The sequence below is a fragment of the Mesorhizobium sp. WSM4904 genome, assembly GCF_029674545.1.
Classification (GTDB): Bacteria; Pseudomonadota; Alphaproteobacteria; order Rhizobiales; family Rhizobiaceae; genus Mesorhizobium.
Map to the genome: position 1 here is coordinate 5,975,587 of NZ_CP121354.1, position 15,412 is coordinate 5,990,998.

At 65.1% G+C, this 15,412-nt stretch carries 13 protein-coding genes; 10 read left to right on the forward strand and 3 right to left on the reverse strand.

The window, feature by feature from the left end; all coding sequences use genetic code 11:
• The first annotated feature begins 18 nt into the window (after positions 1-18).
• The 5 genes from QAZ47_RS29055 to QAZ47_RS29075 all read left to right on the forward strand — a co-directional run bounded on the left by QAZ47_RS29055 (position 19) and on the right by QAZ47_RS29075 (position 6,993).
• Positions 19-1,122: a mandelate racemase/muconate lactonizing enzyme family protein gene (locus QAZ47_RS29055; protein WP_278231666.1), complete on the forward strand. Its 1,104-nt coding sequence runs from the start codon at positions 19-21 to the stop codon at positions 1,120-1,122.
• Positions 1,123-1,403: 281 nt separating this feature from the next.
• Positions 1,404-3,068 carry an ABC transporter substrate-binding protein gene (locus tag QAZ47_RS29060; RefSeq protein WP_278231667.1) on the forward strand — a complete coding sequence of 555 codons (1,665 nt, stop codon included), beginning with the start codon at positions 1,404-1,406 and terminating at the stop codon, positions 3,066-3,068.
• 70 nt (positions 3,069-3,138) lie between these two features.
• Positions 3,139-4,092, forward strand: coding sequence for an ABC transporter permease (locus QAZ47_RS29065; protein ID WP_278233906.1), 954 nt, complete (start codon positions 3,139-3,141; stop codon positions 4,090-4,092).
• The gene (locus QAZ47_RS29070; protein ID WP_278204373.1) at positions 4,089-4,973 is read left to right on the forward strand and encodes an ABC transporter permease; all 885 of its coding nucleotides are present in this window, start codon (positions 4,089-4,091) and stop codon (positions 4,971-4,973) included. Before QAZ47_RS29065 ends, QAZ47_RS29070 begins: the two co-directional genes overlap by 4 nt.
• Complete coding sequence (locus QAZ47_RS29075; protein WP_278231668.1) at positions 4,966-6,993, forward strand: ABC transporter ATP-binding protein; 2,028 nt, start codon at positions 4,966-4,968, stop codon at positions 6,991-6,993. The genes QAZ47_RS29070 and QAZ47_RS29075 overlap by 8 nt, the downstream gene beginning before the upstream one ends.
• A gap of 47 nt (positions 6,994-7,040) precedes the next feature.
• Here the strand turns inward: QAZ47_RS29075 and QAZ47_RS29080 are convergent, their stop codons facing one another.
• Positions 7,041-7,823, reverse strand: coding sequence for an SDR family oxidoreductase (locus QAZ47_RS29080; protein ID WP_278231669.1), 783 nt, complete (start codon positions 7,821-7,823; stop codon positions 7,041-7,043).
• On the reverse strand, positions 7,820-8,143 hold the full coding sequence (locus QAZ47_RS29085; RefSeq protein ID WP_278231670.1) for a nuclear transport factor 2 family protein: 324 nt from the start codon (positions 8,141-8,143) through the stop codon (positions 7,820-7,822). Before QAZ47_RS29085 ends, QAZ47_RS29080 begins: the two co-directional genes overlap by 4 nt.
• 54 nt (positions 8,144-8,197) lie before the next feature.
• Between QAZ47_RS29085 and QAZ47_RS29090 the strand changes: the two genes are divergently transcribed.
• Positions 8,198-8,587 carry a helix-turn-helix domain-containing protein gene (locus QAZ47_RS29090; RefSeq protein WP_278204377.1) on the forward strand — a complete coding sequence of 130 codons (390 nt, stop codon included), beginning with the start codon at positions 8,198-8,200 and terminating at the stop codon, positions 8,585-8,587.
• A 10-nt stretch (positions 8,588-8,597) separates the two neighbouring features.
• On the opposite strand, the gene QAZ47_RS29095 is transcribed toward QAZ47_RS29090, so the two are convergent.
• On the reverse strand, positions 8,598-9,506 hold the full coding sequence (locus QAZ47_RS29095) for a LysR family transcriptional regulator (protein WP_278231671.1): 909 nt from the start codon (positions 9,504-9,506) through the stop codon (positions 8,598-8,600).
• Positions 9,507-9,631: 125 nt separating this feature from the next.
• On the opposite strand from QAZ47_RS29095, the gene QAZ47_RS29100 reads away from it, so the two are divergent.
• From QAZ47_RS29100 to QAZ47_RS29115, 4 genes are all read left to right on the forward strand, one after another.
• Positions 9,632-11,287, forward strand: a complete 1,656-nt coding sequence (locus QAZ47_RS29100) for an ABC transporter substrate-binding protein (RefSeq protein WP_278231672.1) — start codon at positions 9,632-9,634, stop codon at positions 11,285-11,287.
• A gap of 2 nt (positions 11,288-11,289) precedes the next feature.
• Complete coding sequence (locus QAZ47_RS29105) at positions 11,290-12,180, forward strand: DUF427 domain-containing protein (RefSeq protein WP_278204380.1); 891 nt, start codon at positions 11,290-11,292, stop codon at positions 12,178-12,180.
• A 331-nt stretch (positions 12,181-12,511) separates the two neighbouring features.
• On the forward strand, positions 12,512-13,834 hold the full coding sequence (locus tag QAZ47_RS29110) for a homoserine dehydrogenase (protein WP_278231673.1): 1,323 nt from the start codon (positions 12,512-12,514) through the stop codon (positions 13,832-13,834).
• 67 nt (positions 13,835-13,901) lie between these two features.
• Complete coding sequence (locus QAZ47_RS29115) at positions 13,902-15,386, forward strand: FGGY family carbohydrate kinase (protein ID WP_278231674.1); 1,485 nt, start codon at positions 13,902-13,904, stop codon at positions 15,384-15,386.
• The last annotated feature ends 26 nt before the right edge of the window (positions 15,387-15,412 follow it).

The window sequence follows — 15,412 nt, forward strand, 5'->3', positions numbered from 1 at the left end:
CGGACAACGGACAGCAACGTGAAGATCAAGAGCATCAAGGCCTATCATGTCGTGCAGCCCTTCGTCGACGGCCCCTACCGCATGTCCAAAGGGCGGGTCGCCGACTGTTTCGACGCGGTGATCGTCGCCATCACCTCCGACAGCGGCGTGACCGGCTGGGGCGAGATGGCGCCGCTCGGCAATTTCTATTCGGCCGCGTTTCCGGCGGGAACGCGCGCGGGCGTGCCGGAGATCGCGCCGCATCTCATCGGCCACGATCCGCGCGGACTGGCCGGCATCGTCAGGCTGATGGACACGGTGTTCAAGGGCCACCCTTATGTGAAGGCCGCGCTCGACATGGCCTGCTGGGATCTGGCGGCGCGCGCGGCCGACGTGCCGCTGGTGACGATGCTCGGCGGCCGCGAGAGCGAGACGGCGGAACTCTACCGGGTCGTCACGCACGGCACGGTCGATCAGATGGCGGCGCTTGCCAAACGCATCGTCGCGGAAGGCTACCACCGGCTGCAGGTCAAGGTCGGCGGCAATGTGCGTGACGACATCGAGCGGGTGACCGCGGTCGCCGCGGCCGTGCCGAAAGGCACCGTGATCTTCTGCGACGCCAATGCCGGCTGGACGCCCTACCAGGCGCGCCAGTTCGCCGACGCCACACGCGGCATCGACTACACGTTCGAGCAGCCCTGCACGACGATAGAGGAGAACATGTCGGTGCGCCGCATGCTCGACAAGCCGATGGTGCTCGACGAATCCGTCACCTCGCTGCAGGAGATGCTGGAAATCCATCGCTGCGGCGCGGCCGACGGCCTGACGCTGAAGATCTCGCGGCTGGGCGGCGTGACGCAGACCCGGTTGATCCGTGACGTTGCGGTCGATCTCGGTTTCATGATCACGGTCGAGGATACCGGCGGCGCCGAGATCGACACCGCCGCCATGGCGCATCTGTCGCTGTCGACGCCGGAGGAGCGCCGGCTGCACGCCATCGCCTTCCACGAATGGGTGACGGTGCGCACCGCTTCCAACAAGCCGCCGGTGACGGGCAGCCGCATGGGCATCCCCGATGGGCCCGGCCTCGGTATCGACGTCGACCCCGACCTGCTCGGCAAGCCCTTCTTCGAGATCGGCTGAGATGAAGGCCGGCCGCATTGCACCGGGCGGACGTGAAGAAAGGAGGCGACAGACCGGGTAGATGAAGCGGCCCCGATTTCGATTGGGCCGCAAGACCGAACAAGGCATGCATCAAGAAAATCTGACCTTCCCGGTTCAAGGAGCGGATGGACCAGACCAAACTGCATGCTAGAGTTCGACCAACTGAAATTGTTGACGACGGCCGGGACAGGAGAACTCCACGGAATTCGTCAACCGGAATGCACTCGCCAACCACAAAAACTGGGGAAGGGTTTAAACCCATGAGCAAGAACTATCGCATTCTCGATCTCATCAGGCGCAACGGCACGCCGCTCGAAAATCATCTCATCGACGGCCTGGTCGACGGCCGCGTCAGCCGCCGCGATTTCGTCCGCCACGGCAGCCTGCTCGGCCTGTCGCTGCCGCTTCTCGGCCGCATCGGCATGGCGGCGGGCTTCGGCGCCGCGCCCTCGCTTGCCCGCGGGCAAGGGGCCCCCGGCGCCACCATCCGCGTCGGCAGCAACGTGCCGTCCGCCGCGATCGATCCGGTCACCATCGCCGACGCCGGCGGTCTGCTGGTGCTGCAGCAGGTCGCTGAATTCCTCTGCATCGACGGTCCCGACCTGGTGCTGAAGCCGGCGCTGGCGGAAAGCTGGAAGCCGAACGCCGACGGCACGGTTTGGACCTTCAAGCTGCGCAAGGGCGTCAAGTTCCACAGCGGCGGCGAGATGAAGGCCGACGACGTGGTGGCCAGCATCGACCGTCTCGCCGACCCCGCCAACTCGTCCAACGCGCTGTCGGTGTTCAACGGCATCCTGAAGAAGGGCGCGACCAAGAAGGTCGACGATTATACGGTCGAGTTCCACCTCGACGCACCGAACGGCAACTTCCCCTACATGGTGTCGTCCGACAACTACAACGCCGTCATCATCCCGGCGAGCTACAAGGGCGGCTACGAGCAGAGCTTCGACGGCACGGGTCCGTTCAAGCTCGAAAAATACACGGCCAAGGTCGGCGCCTCTTTCGTCCGCAACGAGGATTACTGGGGCGAGAAGGCCTTGCCGGAACGCACCGAGTTCACCTTCTTTTCCGACATGCAGGCCCAGATCCTTGCCTTGCAGGGCGGCCAGATCGACATCATCAACCAGATGCCGGTGCTGGCCGGCGTCGGCCTGCTCAACGATCCGAACGTCTCCATCATCAGCCTGAAGTCGGTGGCGCACCAGCAGCTGCACATGCAGTGCGATTCCGATCCGTTCAAGGATCCGCGCGTGCGCCGGGCGATTGCGCTCAGCATCGACCGCAAGAAGCTCGTCGCCGGCCTCATGAAGGGCCGCGCCCAGGAGGGCAACGACAGCCCGTTCGCGGGCGTCTATCCGTCGACCGACGCCAGCGTGCCGCAGCGCGAGCAGGATATCGCGCAGGCCAAGCAGCTGATGGAAGCGGCGGGCGCCGGCAAGGGCTTCAAGGTGACGCTGACCACCGAGCGCTATCTCGAAATCCCGGAATACGCGCAGCTCATCCAGAACTGGGTCAAGGAGATCGGCATCGAGCTCGAGCTCAACATCCTCGACCAGGGCGCCTATTACGGCGATGCCGTGTTCGGCAAGTCGAACTGGCTGGATTCGGTGATGGGCATCACCGACTACGGCCACCGCGGCGTGCCGAACGTCTATCTCGCCGCGCCGCTGAAGAGCGACGGCACCTGGAACGCAGCGCACTTCAAGAACAAGGACTATGACCAGCTGGCGACGAGCTATATCGCGGCTCTCGACCTCGAGGCGCAGAAAGCCACCGCCGGCAAGATCCAGAAGCTGCTGCTCGAGGAAACGCCGGTCATCTTCGGCTATTTCTACGACTACCTGACGGCGACGGCGAAAGGCGTGGCGGGCGTGCAGCCCACCGCCATGTCGCAGTTGTTCCTCGAGAAGGCTTCGAAAGCCTGACAAGAGCGAACAAGCTTATCCCTGACGGCCGGCTGTCCACGGAGAGCCGGCTCCAATAGGAGTATTCGCCATCCTCGCTTTCCTCGTCCGGCGCCTCGCCCTGTCGCTCATCACGCTGTTCCTGCTCAGCGTCATGGTGTTCCTCGGCGGCCAGGTGCTGCCCGGCAATGTCGGGCGCGCCATCCTCGGACCGTTCGCCGATCAGCGCGCCGTCGACGCGCTCGACCACTCGCTCGGCGTCGACCGGCCGCTGCTCGTCCAATACGGCAGCTGGATCTGGAATTTCCTGCATGGCGACATGGGCACGTCCTACATTTTCCGCGCGCCGGTGGCGCCCTTCGTCGTCGACGCGCTCGGCAATTCGATGAAGCTGGCGCTCGTCGCCTTCGTGCTGGTGGTGCCGATCGGCATCCTCGGCGGCGTCATCGCCGCGCTCAACCTCAACCGGCCGCTCGACCGCATCATCAGCCTCGGCGGCCTGTCGGTGACGGTGCTGCCGGAATTCGTCACCGGCATCATCCTGATCCTGATCTTCGGCGTATGGCTGCGCTGGCTGCCGATCGCCGCGGCCTGGCCGAAAAGCGCCGGCTTCTTCACCCAGCTCTATTATCTCATCCTGCCGTCGCTGCCGCTGTTTCTGGTGCTGTTCGGCTATATCGCGCGCATGGCGCGGTCCGGCATGATCGAGGCGCTCGATTCCGACTATACGCGCACCGCCGTGCTGAAGGGCCTGCCGTGGCGCACGGTGATCTGGCGGCATGTGCTGCGCAATGCGCTGCTACCGACCATCACCGTCATCGCCACGCAGACCGGCTATCTGATCGGAGGGCTGGTCGTGATCGAGACCCTGTTCCGCTACCAGGGCATCGGCTCGCTGATCTTCACCGCCGCGCGCGGCAAGGATTTCCCGATGCTCGAGGCCGGCATCCTCACCATCGGCATCGTCTATGCTGTGGCTACTTTGGTCGCCGACTTCCTCTATTCCGTGCTCAATCCGCGCATCCGGCTGGGAGCAGAGCAATGAGCGCGACGGACACTCCTGCGAACGTTCCCGCACCCGACGCCGCTTCACGGCGCGGCCCCTGGGGCGAGGTGCTGCACTCGCTGTTGCGGTCCGGCACCTTCCTGACCGGGCTCGGCATTGTCCTGTTCTGGATCGTCTGCGCGCTGTTCGGCGAGCATTTCGTGCCTTACGACCCGCTTGCCGACGACATCATCAACGCGCTGGCGCCGCCCTCGGCCGAGCACTGGTTCGGCACCGACCAGATCGGCCGCGACGTCTTCTCGCGCGTCATCGTCGGCTCGCGCGATATCCTGACCGTGGCGCCTTTGGCCACCTTGCTCGCGACCGTCGCCGGCACCGCGCTCGGCCTGCTGATCGGCTATTTCCGCGGCATCGTCGACGATATCGTCAGCCGTGTCCTCGAAGCCTTCATGGCGATCCCGGTCGTGATCATCGCGCTGCTCGCCATCGTCGCGCTGGGCACCTCGAAGATCACCGTCATCGTCGTCATCGGCCTGAGCTTCGCGCCGATCATCGCCCGCACCGTGCGCTCGGCGGTGCTCGCCGAACGCGAGCTCGACTATGTCGCGGCGGCAAAGCTGCGCCACGAGGGCGCGCTGCATACCATGTTCGTCGAGATCCTGCCCAACGTCATCCCGCCGATCCTGGTCGAGACGACGGTGCGGCTCGGCTACGCCATCTTCGCCGTCGCCACGCTCTCCTTCATGGGCTTCGGCATCCAGCCGCCCTCGCCCGACTGGGGGCTCTCGATCTCCAGCAATTACGGCATGATCGGCGGCGGCTTCTGGTGGACCGTGCTGTTCGATGCGCTGGCGATCGCCTCGCTGGTGATCGGCGTCAACCTGGTGGCCGACGGCGTCCATGGAGCGTTCAATGACTGACACGAACGCGCTCGAGCTCAACGATCTCTCGGTCGCCTATCGCGTCGGCGGCCGCAACCGGGCGGTGCTGCGCAATGTCAGCTTCACCATCGGCCGCGGCGAAGCCTACGGACTGGTCGGCGAATCCGGCTGCGGCAAATCCACCGCGGCGCTGTCGGTGGTGCGCTACCTGCCGCGCAACGGCTCGATCACCGGCGGCTCGATCGCGCTCGACGGCAAGGATGTGATGAAGCTCGACGCCGAGGCGCTGCGGCGCGCCCGCGCGGAAAGCGTGTCGATGGTCTACCAGGATCCCGGCAAGGCGTTGAACCCGTCGCTGCGCATCGGACGGCAACTGACCGAGATCTTCGAGCTTGCCGGCATCTCGGGACAGGCGGCGGGCGACAAGGCGATCGCGATGCTGAACCTTGTGCGCATCTCCGATCCGGTGAGCGTCATGCAGCGCTATCCGCACCAGTTGTCCGGCGGCATGCAGCAGCGCGTGGCGATCGCCATGGCCTTGGCCAACGACCCATCGATGCTGATCCTCGACGAGCCGACGACCGGCCTCGACGCGACGGTCGAAGCCGAAGTGCTCGACCTGATCGCCCAACTGAGAAGGGAGCTGTCGGCATCGATCCTGTTCATCAGCCACAACCTCGCCGTCGTCTCCAACATGTGCGACCGGGTCGGCGTGCTCTATGCCGGCATGCTGGTCGAGGAAGGCTCGACCAAGGACGTGTTCAACGACCCGCGCCATCCCTACACGGTGGCGCTGCTGCGCTGCCTGCCGCGCGGAGGCCAGCGCAAGGACCAGGGCCGGCTCGACACCATCCCCGGCTTCCTGCCCGGCATCGGCGCCAATATCGTCGGCTGCGCCTTCGCCGACCGCTGCGCGCTGGCAACGGAGCGCTGCCGCAGCGAGCCGCCGCCGCTTTACGATCTGGGTGAAGGCCGGCTGTCGCGCTGCCACTATCACGACAAGGCGCAGTCGCTGCCGCGCGCCACGCCCGCCGAGGTTCCTGCCGTGGCGCCCAAGCAGGCGCCACCCGTGCTGCGGGTCGAGGGGCTGAACAAGACCTATGCCAGCCATGGCCGTCCGCTGCGGGCGGTGAAGGACGTCTCGGTCAGCCTGAGGCCCGGCGAGACGCTAGGGCTGGTCGGCGAATCCGGCAGCGGCAAGACCACCTTCGCGAGGCTTTTGCTCGGCCTCGTCTCGCCGGACGACGGCGGCAGCATCGAGCTCGAAGGCAGAGAATTGGCGCCGCGGCTCGCCAGCCGCTCGGAAGACCAGGTCAAGGCGGTGCAGATCGTCTTCCAGAACCCGGACTCGGCGCTCAACCGTTCGCATTCGATCCGGCACATCCTCAGCCGCGCCTTGAAGCGGCTTGGCGGGCTCACCGGCAAGACGCTGGACACGCGGCTCGAAGAGCTTGTCCGCTCGGTGCGCCTCACCGACCGCCATCTCGCGGTCAAGCCGCGGCAGCTTTCGGGCGGGCTGAAGCAGCGCGTGGCGATCGCGCGCGCCTTCGCCGGCGATCCGCGCATCGTCGTCTGCGACGAGCCGACCTCGGCACTCGACGTCTCGGTGCAGGCGGCGATCCTCAACCTGCTCGCCGACCTGCAGTCGAAGCAGGATGTCAGCTACATCTTCATCTCGCACGACCTCGGCGTGGTGCGTTATCTGTCCGACAAGATCGCGGTGCTCTATCTCGGCCGCATCATGGAGTTCGGGCCGTCGGAAGCAGTCTTCTCCGGCCCGCATCACCCCTATACCGAGGCGCTGCTGTCGGCCGTGCCTAAACTCGACCGGACGGAGAACTCGCGCATCCGCCTCGACGGCGAAATCCCGAGCGCGGCCAACCCGCCGACAGGCTGCGTCTTCCACACGCGCTGCCCGCGCAAGATCGGCGCGATCTGCGAGACGCAGGAGCCGGAGCTGACGGAGGCCGAACCGGGGCACACGATCCGCTGCCACATTCCTTTTGCGGAATTGGCACGGCTGCAGAAGCCGAAACCGATCGCCCCCCAACCGGCGTGAGGAGCAATCGGCCAGGCTGCGGCGGGGCCGCGTGCGAGCACGATGCACTATACGGTCGGCACGGTGCCGCCATCGATGATGAATTCGGCGCCCGACACCGCTCCAGCACGCGGGGAAACCACGAAGGCAATCAAATTGGCGACCTCCGACGGTTTGGCCGGCCGGCCGAGCGGAATGCCACCCAGCGCATCCATGATGATCTGCTTGCCGCCCTCGTAATCGGTGCCTGCCTGCGTGGCCAGTCGGGTGGCCAGCGCAACCGAAGCCTCCGTCTCCACCCAACCGGGTGAAACCCGAAGCACTCGAACACCTTTCGGCGTGACCTCTTTCGACAAGCTCTTGCTGTAGGTCGAAAGAGCGGCTTTGACGGCCGCGTAGGCAGTCGTGGATTGCGGAAGCGGCAGGCGGCTTTGGATGGAGGTGACATGCACGACTACGCCGGCCCCTTGCGCCACCATGCCGGGCAGGAGCGCCCGGTCCACCCGGACGGCCGGCATCAAGTTGCGGTCCAGTTCCCTGAACCACTCCGCATCATCCAAGACGGCAAAGCCGCCCGGCGGCGCGGATGAACCGCCCACCACATGGACGATGATGTCCACGCCGCCAAACAGATCGAGCACGCCTCCAACCACCTTGGCGCAGCCTTCGGCCGTCGTCATGTCGGCGGCGATATAGTTGACATTCCGGGACGAGATTGCCGGTGCGTTGCGCGCTGTCGTCACGACGCGCGCGCCCGCCTGGTGGAGCGCGTCGACAACGGCCGCCCCAATCCCCCTTGTCCCACCGGTCACCAGAGCGCGTGTTCCGCCGAGGCCAAGATCGAAGCTCACAGCGTGATCTCCAGCCGCGCGATCTGATCCTTCTCAAGGACGAATGCGTAACGCAGATCGACCGGACTACCGGGAAAGTTCCCGCTCAGTCGTGCCGTCACCATGGTCTGACCGTTCACATCACTTACCGCAAGCGGCTCCGCGACATAGCTGTATTTCCTCGAAGCTTCCGCGCGCCACCGGCGTATGGCTTCGCGGCCCAAGTGGATTTGCCGCTCGTCCACGACGACAGCGTTTTCGGTAAAGCAAAAGGCGACATCGAAATCGTTCCGATCGGCAGCAAAATAGGCCCCGATCGGCCCAGGCAGGGCGACCGACATGGCAATTCCCCTGATCTTGTTGTGTCTCCATCTAGATCGCCCTATTCTGTCGAAATGACAAGAACCGACAGAAAAGTAAGGTACCCACCGGAAAGTAAGTCGCACGGCCATACCCGCGAAACGGCGGCGGAGGGCGTCGAGAAAGCCCTAAAGCTTCTCGAAGGCCGGTGGAAACTGACGATCCTGTTTCACCTGTTCGGAGGCCAGGTCCTGCGGTTTTCGGACCTTGAGCGCGCGATTCCCGCCGTGTCGCAGAAGATGCTGATCCAGCAGCTTCGGCAAATGGAAAGCGACGGCATCGTGCGCCGCATCGTCCACCATCAGGTGCCACCCAAAGTGGAGTATTGTCTTACGGAATGGGGGCAGGCGCTCTGCCCGGCGCTGGATGCGTTGTTGTCCTGGGCAGAGCAAACGCCCGGGCTTGCAGCAGCCAAGCCGGCGTGAGTAACAAAGATCAGGCTGACGCCCGATCCGCCATGCTGAAGGCGCGGTCGCCTTCGGCAAACCCCTGGCCCGTCGTCAGGTTCAGCGCCAAGCCTCGCAATCCTGCCAGCGCGACATTCAGCGTGTCTGACGAGGCCTGGTTCTCCGGGTATGCGAGGTAAATCGGGCGCTGGAACACCGGCGTGTCCTCGACGCGCCGCAACTCGCCGCGCTCGATGTGAGCGCTGACGGCGCTCAGCGGCAGATAGGCGGCCGCCCGTTGCGACAGCACATGCTGCAGGCCGATGAACACCAGCCCGGCCGAGATCGCCGGCTTCACCATGCCGGCGAAGGCGCGGTCGTGCTCGACGCGGAATTCCAGCCCCCAGTCCATCAGGATGTAATTCTGTGTCCACGGCCCGGCCTGCGCCGTATGCTGGACGAGCACCACCTGATCGACGGCCAATGTCTCATAGACGATGCCGGGATGAGGCTTGGGCAGATAGAGGATGCAGATGTCGAGCAGGCCCTCGGCCATCTGGTCGATCGCGAGATCCGGAAAGCTGCCTTCCAGCCTGAGCGCCACGTTCGGCCGCTTCGCCCGCATCCAGTCGATCCAGGGCGAGGTGATGCTGTCCCAGAGATAGGCGGGAGCGGTGAGCCTCAGCAGCGTCTCGTAGCCATCGGGAACCGCGATATCCTGGCGCGACTGCTCCCAGGTGCGGGTGATCGTGGAGGCATGCGGCAGGAACTGCCGGCCGGCCGGCGTCAGCGTGACGCCGTCGCTGTCGCGGACGAACAGCTTGCGCCCCAACTGCTCTTCCAGGCCGCGAATGCGCGCGCTGACGGTGGACTGGGCAAGGTTCAGCCGGTGGGCGGCGACGGTGAAACTGCCATGCTCCGCGACCTCCAGGAAACTGCGCAGATTCTCGGTATCCATGGCATTCGCTTTCGGCTCGGCGGCAATCGAAGATTCCGATGGCCTTCATCAAAAAATATCGCTTTTCGGTCGCGGTCAACAATGAACTAGATGACAAAGCCCCACGCCAGCCAAGGAATGCAACCATGCCGAAGCATTTCAGGACGATCGACGCCGCTCGCAGACATCTCAGCGCAATCGAAAATTCCGCTATCGACGAATTGCTCGCCGGCAGGATCGGGCGTCGCGAATTCCTGCGCCATGGCAGCGTGCTCGGCCTGTCGCTGCCCTTCCTCGGCGGCATCGCCTCGGCGGTCGGACTTGGCGCTCCTGAAGCGCGTGCCGAAGGCAAGCCGGGCGGCACGGTGCGTGCAGGCGTCGCCGTGCCCGGCGGCGCCATCGACCCGGTGACTTTCTATGACAGCGGCAGCTACCAGCTCGTCTTCCAGACGGCCGAATTCCTGTGCGTGACGCAGCCGGACCTCACGCTGAAACCGGTGCTGGCGGAAAGCTGGTCGCCCAATGCCGACGGCAGCGTGTGGACCTTCAAGCTGCGCAAGGGCGTGAAATTCCACAATGGCGAAGACTTCAAGGCTGACGACGTGGTGGCGACCTTCAACCGGCTCGCCGATCCGAACGGCGCATCCAATGCGCTGTCGGTATTCAAGGGCCTGCTGTCGAAGGGCAGCACGCGCAAGGTCGACGACCACACCGTCGAGTTCCATCTCGACGCGCCGAACGGCAGCTTCCCCTATTCGGTGTCGATCGACAATTACAACGCCGTCATCCTGCCGGCGAGCTACAAGGGCGACTACGAGAAGACCTTTGAAGGCACCGGCCCGTTCCGGCTCGAAAGCTATACGCCGAAGGTCGGCGCGAGCTTTGTGCGCAATCCCGATTACTGGGGCGAGAAGGCGCTGCCCGACCGGCTGGAGTTCAAATTCTACGCCGACGTGCAGCCGCGTATCCTGGCGCTGCAGGCGGGCGAGGTCGACGTGCTCGACGCCATCCCGCTCGACGTCAGCCAGGTGGTGCTCGGCAATCCGGACATCACCGTGCTTCGCGTCGCCTCGACCGCGCATCGCCAGCTCCACATGCGCTGCGACATGGCCCCCTTCACCGACAAGCGGGTGCGCCAGGCGCTGGCCTTGTGCATCGACCGCTCCAAGCTGGTCGACGGGCTCTGCCGCGGCATGGCGGCCACCGGCAATGACAGCCCGTTCGCGCCGGCCTTCCCCGCTACCGACAAGTCGGTGGCGCAGCGCACGCAGGACATCGCCAAGGCCAAGCAGCTGATCGAAGCAGCAGGCCTCGCGAACGGCTTCGACATGACGCTGACGACGCTGCGCTATTCCGACATTCCGGGCTACGCGCAGCTCTTCCAGAACTTCGCCAAGGAGATCGGCGCGCGCATCTCGCTCAACATCGAGGACCAGGACAAATATTACGGCAAGGCGGTGTTCGGCCAGTCGGACTGGCTGGATAGCCCGCTCGGCATCACCGACTACGCGCATCGCAGCGTGCCGAATGTGTTCCTGAAAAGCCCGCTGGTCAGCGACGGCCCCTGGAACGCGGCGCATTTCAAGAACACCGCCTATGACGGGCTGGTCACCGGCTATCTCAAGGCGCTCGATCTCGATTCACAGCGCAAGGCCGCGTCCGATATCCAAAAGCTGCTGCTCGACGAGACGCCGGTGATCTTTAGCTATTTCCCGGACCTCTTGGTGCCGGTGCGCAAGAATGTCGGCGGCCTGCCGCCGATCGCCGCCGGCCTGCTGCTCGACCGGGTATCGATAGGCTGATCATGATCGCGCGCAAGAGCTTGGCCGCGAACGACGAGGAAAGGACGACGACCATTCGCAAGCCTCATTTGCGCGGCCGCGGGCCGCATTTCCCGCTGCTTGACAGTATCGTGCAATATGAGTTCGAACCGGGCTATGTCGCCTTCACCATGCCCTCGCCCAAGCGGCTGCGCGTGCAGGTCGGGCCGATGATCGTCGCCGACACCACCAAAGGGCTGGTGTTTTATGAGAGCGACCATCTGCCGGTCTACTACTTCCCGATGAGCGACGTGCGCGAGGAGTTCCTGCTGCCGAGCAGGACGACGACGGAGGACCCATTCAAAGGCACCGCGACGCATTATTCGCTGAACACCGGCATCACGCTGGTCGAGGATGGCGCCTGGCGTTATCTCGATCCGGTCAAAGGCTGCCCGCCGATTGCGGACTACATATCCTTCTACTGGCCGAAGATGACGCATTGGTGGGAGGAGGACGAGGAGATCTTCGTCCATGCCCGCGATCCGTTCCGGCGCGTTGACTGCCTGCCCTCCTCGCGGCGCGTGCAGGTGATCCTCGACGGCGAGCAGGTCGCCGACTCACGGCGCGGCGTCTTCCTGTTCGAGACCGGCCATCCGGTGCGCCACTATCTGCCGATCTCGGACACGCGGCTCGATATGTTCACGCCCAGCCGCTACATCTCGCGCTGCCCCTACAAGGGCATCTCCAACTACTACCATGTGACGACGCCAAAGAAGCGGCACGAGAACCTCGTCTGGTATTATCCCGAGCCGGTGCACGAGGCCGAGCGCATCAAGGGGCTGGTGTGTTTTCATCACGAGCTGGTCGACAAGATTCTCGTCGACGGGGTGGAGATCCCGAAAGAGGCTACGGCCGCTTCGGATGGCTATTTTTGAGTCCTATTTAGCGTCCGCAGCATTCCTTCGCGCCCCCCTCTGTCCTGCCGGACATCTCCCCCACTTGGAGGTGAGATTGGCAGCTTGGGCGCTCCGCCCCTTCCTGCGCATCGAAAGATAGCGAAAGCTGCCGCGACAGCCGATCTCCCCCTTGTGGGTCCTTGTGGGGGAGATGTCCGGCGGGACCGAGGGGGCGCTGTCCCCGCCGACATCGAAGTGATTTCCCCCGGGCAGGACTCAAATGGCGGGTTGAAATATTTTTCAAATAGAAATAGGAATGTTCAAACGATGATCGCGGCGCGGCGGCGCGCCAATGAGTGGAGGAAGCGACATGTCCCATCCGCAATTCGCAGCGGAACTCCTGCAGCGTGCTGAGAAACAAGGGCCGATCACGATCGGTCTCGCCGGCGCCGGGCAGATGGGAACGGACATCGTCGTTCAGGTAGCACTTATGCCCGGCATGCGCATCGGCGCCATTTCGGAAGTCCGGCCACAGGCGGCGATCGAAGCGGCACTTCTTGCCGGCCATGACCGCTCCGACATCGTGCAGGCAAGCAACGCGGCAGCCATCGACCGCGCCATCGAGGCCGGCAAGATCGCCGTCACCGAGGACCTGCATGCGCTCGCAGCCGCCGGCCGCATCGACGTCATCATCGACGCCACCGGCAATCCCAATATCGGCACGCTGTTCGCGCTCGAAGTGATGAAGAACGGCAAGCATATCGTCATGCTCAATGTCGAGGCCGACATCACTATAGGCCGCTTCCTGAAGGAAGAGGCGCGCAAGGCCGGCGTCGTCTACACCGGTGCTGCCGGCGACGAGCCGGCTTGCACGCTGGAGATCATCGGCTTTGCCAAGAGCCTCGGCTTCAATATCGTTGCCGCCGGCAAGGGCAAGAACAATCCGCTGAACATCGACGCGGTGCCGGCCGATTACGAGAAGGAAGCGGCCGAGCGCAACATGAATGCGCGCATGCTGGTCGAGTTCGTCGACGGCTCGAAGACGGCGATCGAGATGGTGGCCATCGCCAACGCCACCGGCCTGGTGCCCGACGTGCCGGGCATGCATGGCCCGACGGCGACGCTGGAGGAACTGGCCAGCGTGCTCTGCCCGCGCGAGGACGGCGGCGTGCTGCACCGCAAGGGCGTGGTCGACTATTCGATCGGCAAGGGTGTCGCGCCCGGCGTGTTCTGCATCATCGAAACCAAGCATCCGCGGGTCCTGGAGCGCATGATCGACCTCAAGGTCGGCAAGGGCCCCTATTTCACGATCTTCCGTCCCTATCATCTCACCAGCCTCGAGGTCCCGCTGTCGGCAGCGCGGGCCGTGGTCTACAGGCGCGCCGACATGGAGCCTCTCGACCATCCGGTGGCGGAGGCGGTGGCGGTCGCCAAGACCAATCTCGGCACCGGGCAGTCGCTCGGCATGATCGGCGAGAACGACTATCGCGGCTTCGCCATGACCTGGGAAGACGCGCGCGCCAAGGGCGTGTTGCCGATCGGGCTTGCAGAACGCGCCAAGGTGGTGAAGCCGATCAAAGCCGGCGACTTCCTGACCTATGAAAATTGTGTACCCGACGATTCGATGGTGATAACCCAGATCCGCCGTCGTCTCGACCAGTCGGACGGGCGGTTCGTAACCAACGCGGCCTAAAGCGCGTTGCGCTGAAAACCGCGGCACACTTTGCGCAACATGTATTAGCATTCCGGAATCCCGCCTGATGGACGATGTCGTAATCGGGATCGACGCCTCGACGACGGCCGTGAAGGCGATCGCTTTCGCGCGCGACGGCGCGGAATCCTTCCAGGCACGCGAGACCTACCCGCTGTCCAATCCGGTGCCCGGCCATTTCGAGCAGGACGCCGAGCACTGGTGGACGGCGCTGCTGTCGGCGCTGAGGCAGGTCGCCGCCAAGGTCGGCGCGGCGCGCGTCAAGGCGATCGCGATCGCTCACCAGCGCGAGACCTTCACGCTGATCGACAGCGACGGCAAGCCGCTCATCCCCGCCATATTGTGGCTCGACGAACGCGCCCGCCGCCAGGTGGCGCGGCTTTCGGAGGAGCTCGGCCGCGAGGCGATCCGCGACTGGAGCGGCAAGCCGCCGGACCCGACGCCGGCGCTCTACGCCCTTGCCTGGCTGATGGAACACAAGCCGCAGGCGCTCACCAATGCGGCAGCGCTTGTCGACGTACAGGCCTTCTTCGTCCACCGGCTGACCGGGCGCCTCGTCACCAGCACGGCAAGTGCCGATCCGCTCGGCCTGCTCGACATCGCGCACGGCGCCTGGCATCCGCGGCTGGTCGAAGCGGCAGGCCTGCGTGCGGAGCAATTGCCGGAACTGACAGCGCCAGGCGCGGTCTGCGGCACGCTTTCCGAAAGCACGGCATCGACGACCGGTCTGGGGGCCGGCACGCCGGTCGTGGCGGGTGCTGGCGACGGCCAGGCGATGGGCCTCGGCATGGGGGTTTACGGTCCCGGCAAAAGCTATCTCTCGCTCGGTTCCGGCGTCGTCAGCGGAAACTATTCCGGCACGGTGACGACATCGGACGCGTTCCGCACGCTGGTTTCGCCGACCGGCTCGGGCTTCATGCTGGAAACGGTGCTGCGCTCCGGCATGCAGTTGGTCGACTGGATCGTGCGCACCACCGGCGCGCCTTCGGCGGCCGTGCTCGAAAAGGCGGCGATGACCGTTGCCCCCGGCAGCGACGGCCTGCTCGTCATGCCCTATTGGGCCGGCGTCATGAGCCCCTATTGGGACGGTGCCGCGCGCGGCGCGATCGTCGGCCTGTCGCTCGACCACGAGCCGAAGCACCTCTTCCGCGCGGTGCTGGAAGGCATCGCGCTGGAACAGGCCATCGCCACCGATGCGATGGAAGAGCAGACCGGCAAGGCCGGCGCGATGGTCGCGGCCGGCGGCGGCACCAATTCCACGCTGCTGATGCAGATCATGGCGAGCGTGCTCGAGCGGCCGCTCTTCGTCTCGCCGGTCAACGAGGCGGCGGCGCTGGGTGCCGCCATGCTGGCAGCCTCGGCGATCGGCTGGTTCGCCTCGCCGGAAGACGCGGCAAAGGCGATGGCGGCACAACCGGCAAGACAGGTCGATCCGGTCGAGGCGCTGGTGCCTGCCTACCGCGCCCGCAAGGCGATCTACCGCGACCTCTATCACGCGACGCGCGACATTCACGCGCGGCTAAGCTCGGCCTGAATGTGAGCAACGTCATTTGCGCGTGA

What these genes read in the sequence shown, in the direction of transcription:
- QAZ47_RS29060 (WP_278231667.1), top strand. Translation starts at nt 1,404, where the DNA reads ATGAGCAAGAACTATCGCATTCTCGATCTCATCAGGCGCAACGGCACG.
- QAZ47_RS29070 (WP_278204373.1), top strand. Translation starts at nt 4,089, where the DNA reads ATGAGCGCGACGGACACTCCTGCGAACGTTCCCGCACCCGACGCCGCT.
- QAZ47_RS29075 (WP_278231668.1), top strand. Translation starts at nt 4,966, where the DNA reads ATGACTGACACGAACGCGCTCGAGCTCAACGATCTCTCGGTCGCCTAT.
- QAZ47_RS29085 (WP_278231670.1), bottom strand. Translation starts at nt 8,143, where the DNA reads ATGTCGGTCGCCCTGCCTGGGCCGATCGGGGCCTATTTTGCTGCCGAT.
- QAZ47_RS29090 (WP_278204377.1), top strand. Translation starts at nt 8,198, where the DNA reads ATGACAAGAACCGACAGAAAAGTAAGGTACCCACCGGAAAGTAAGTCG.
- QAZ47_RS29095 (WP_278231671.1), bottom strand. Translation starts at nt 9,506, where the DNA reads ATGGATACCGAGAATCTGCGCAGTTTCCTGGAGGTCGCGGAGCATGGC.
- QAZ47_RS29100 (WP_278231672.1), top strand. Translation starts at nt 9,632, where the DNA reads ATGCCGAAGCATTTCAGGACGATCGACGCCGCTCGCAGACATCTCAGC.
- QAZ47_RS29105 (WP_278204380.1), top strand. Translation starts at nt 11,290, where the DNA reads ATGATCGCGCGCAAGAGCTTGGCCGCGAACGACGAGGAAAGGACGACG.
- QAZ47_RS29110 (WP_278231673.1), top strand. Translation starts at nt 12,512, where the DNA reads ATGTCCCATCCGCAATTCGCAGCGGAACTCCTGCAGCGTGCTGAGAAA.
- QAZ47_RS29115 (WP_278231674.1), top strand. Translation starts at nt 13,902, where the DNA reads ATGGACGATGTCGTAATCGGGATCGACGCCTCGACGACGGCCGTGAAG.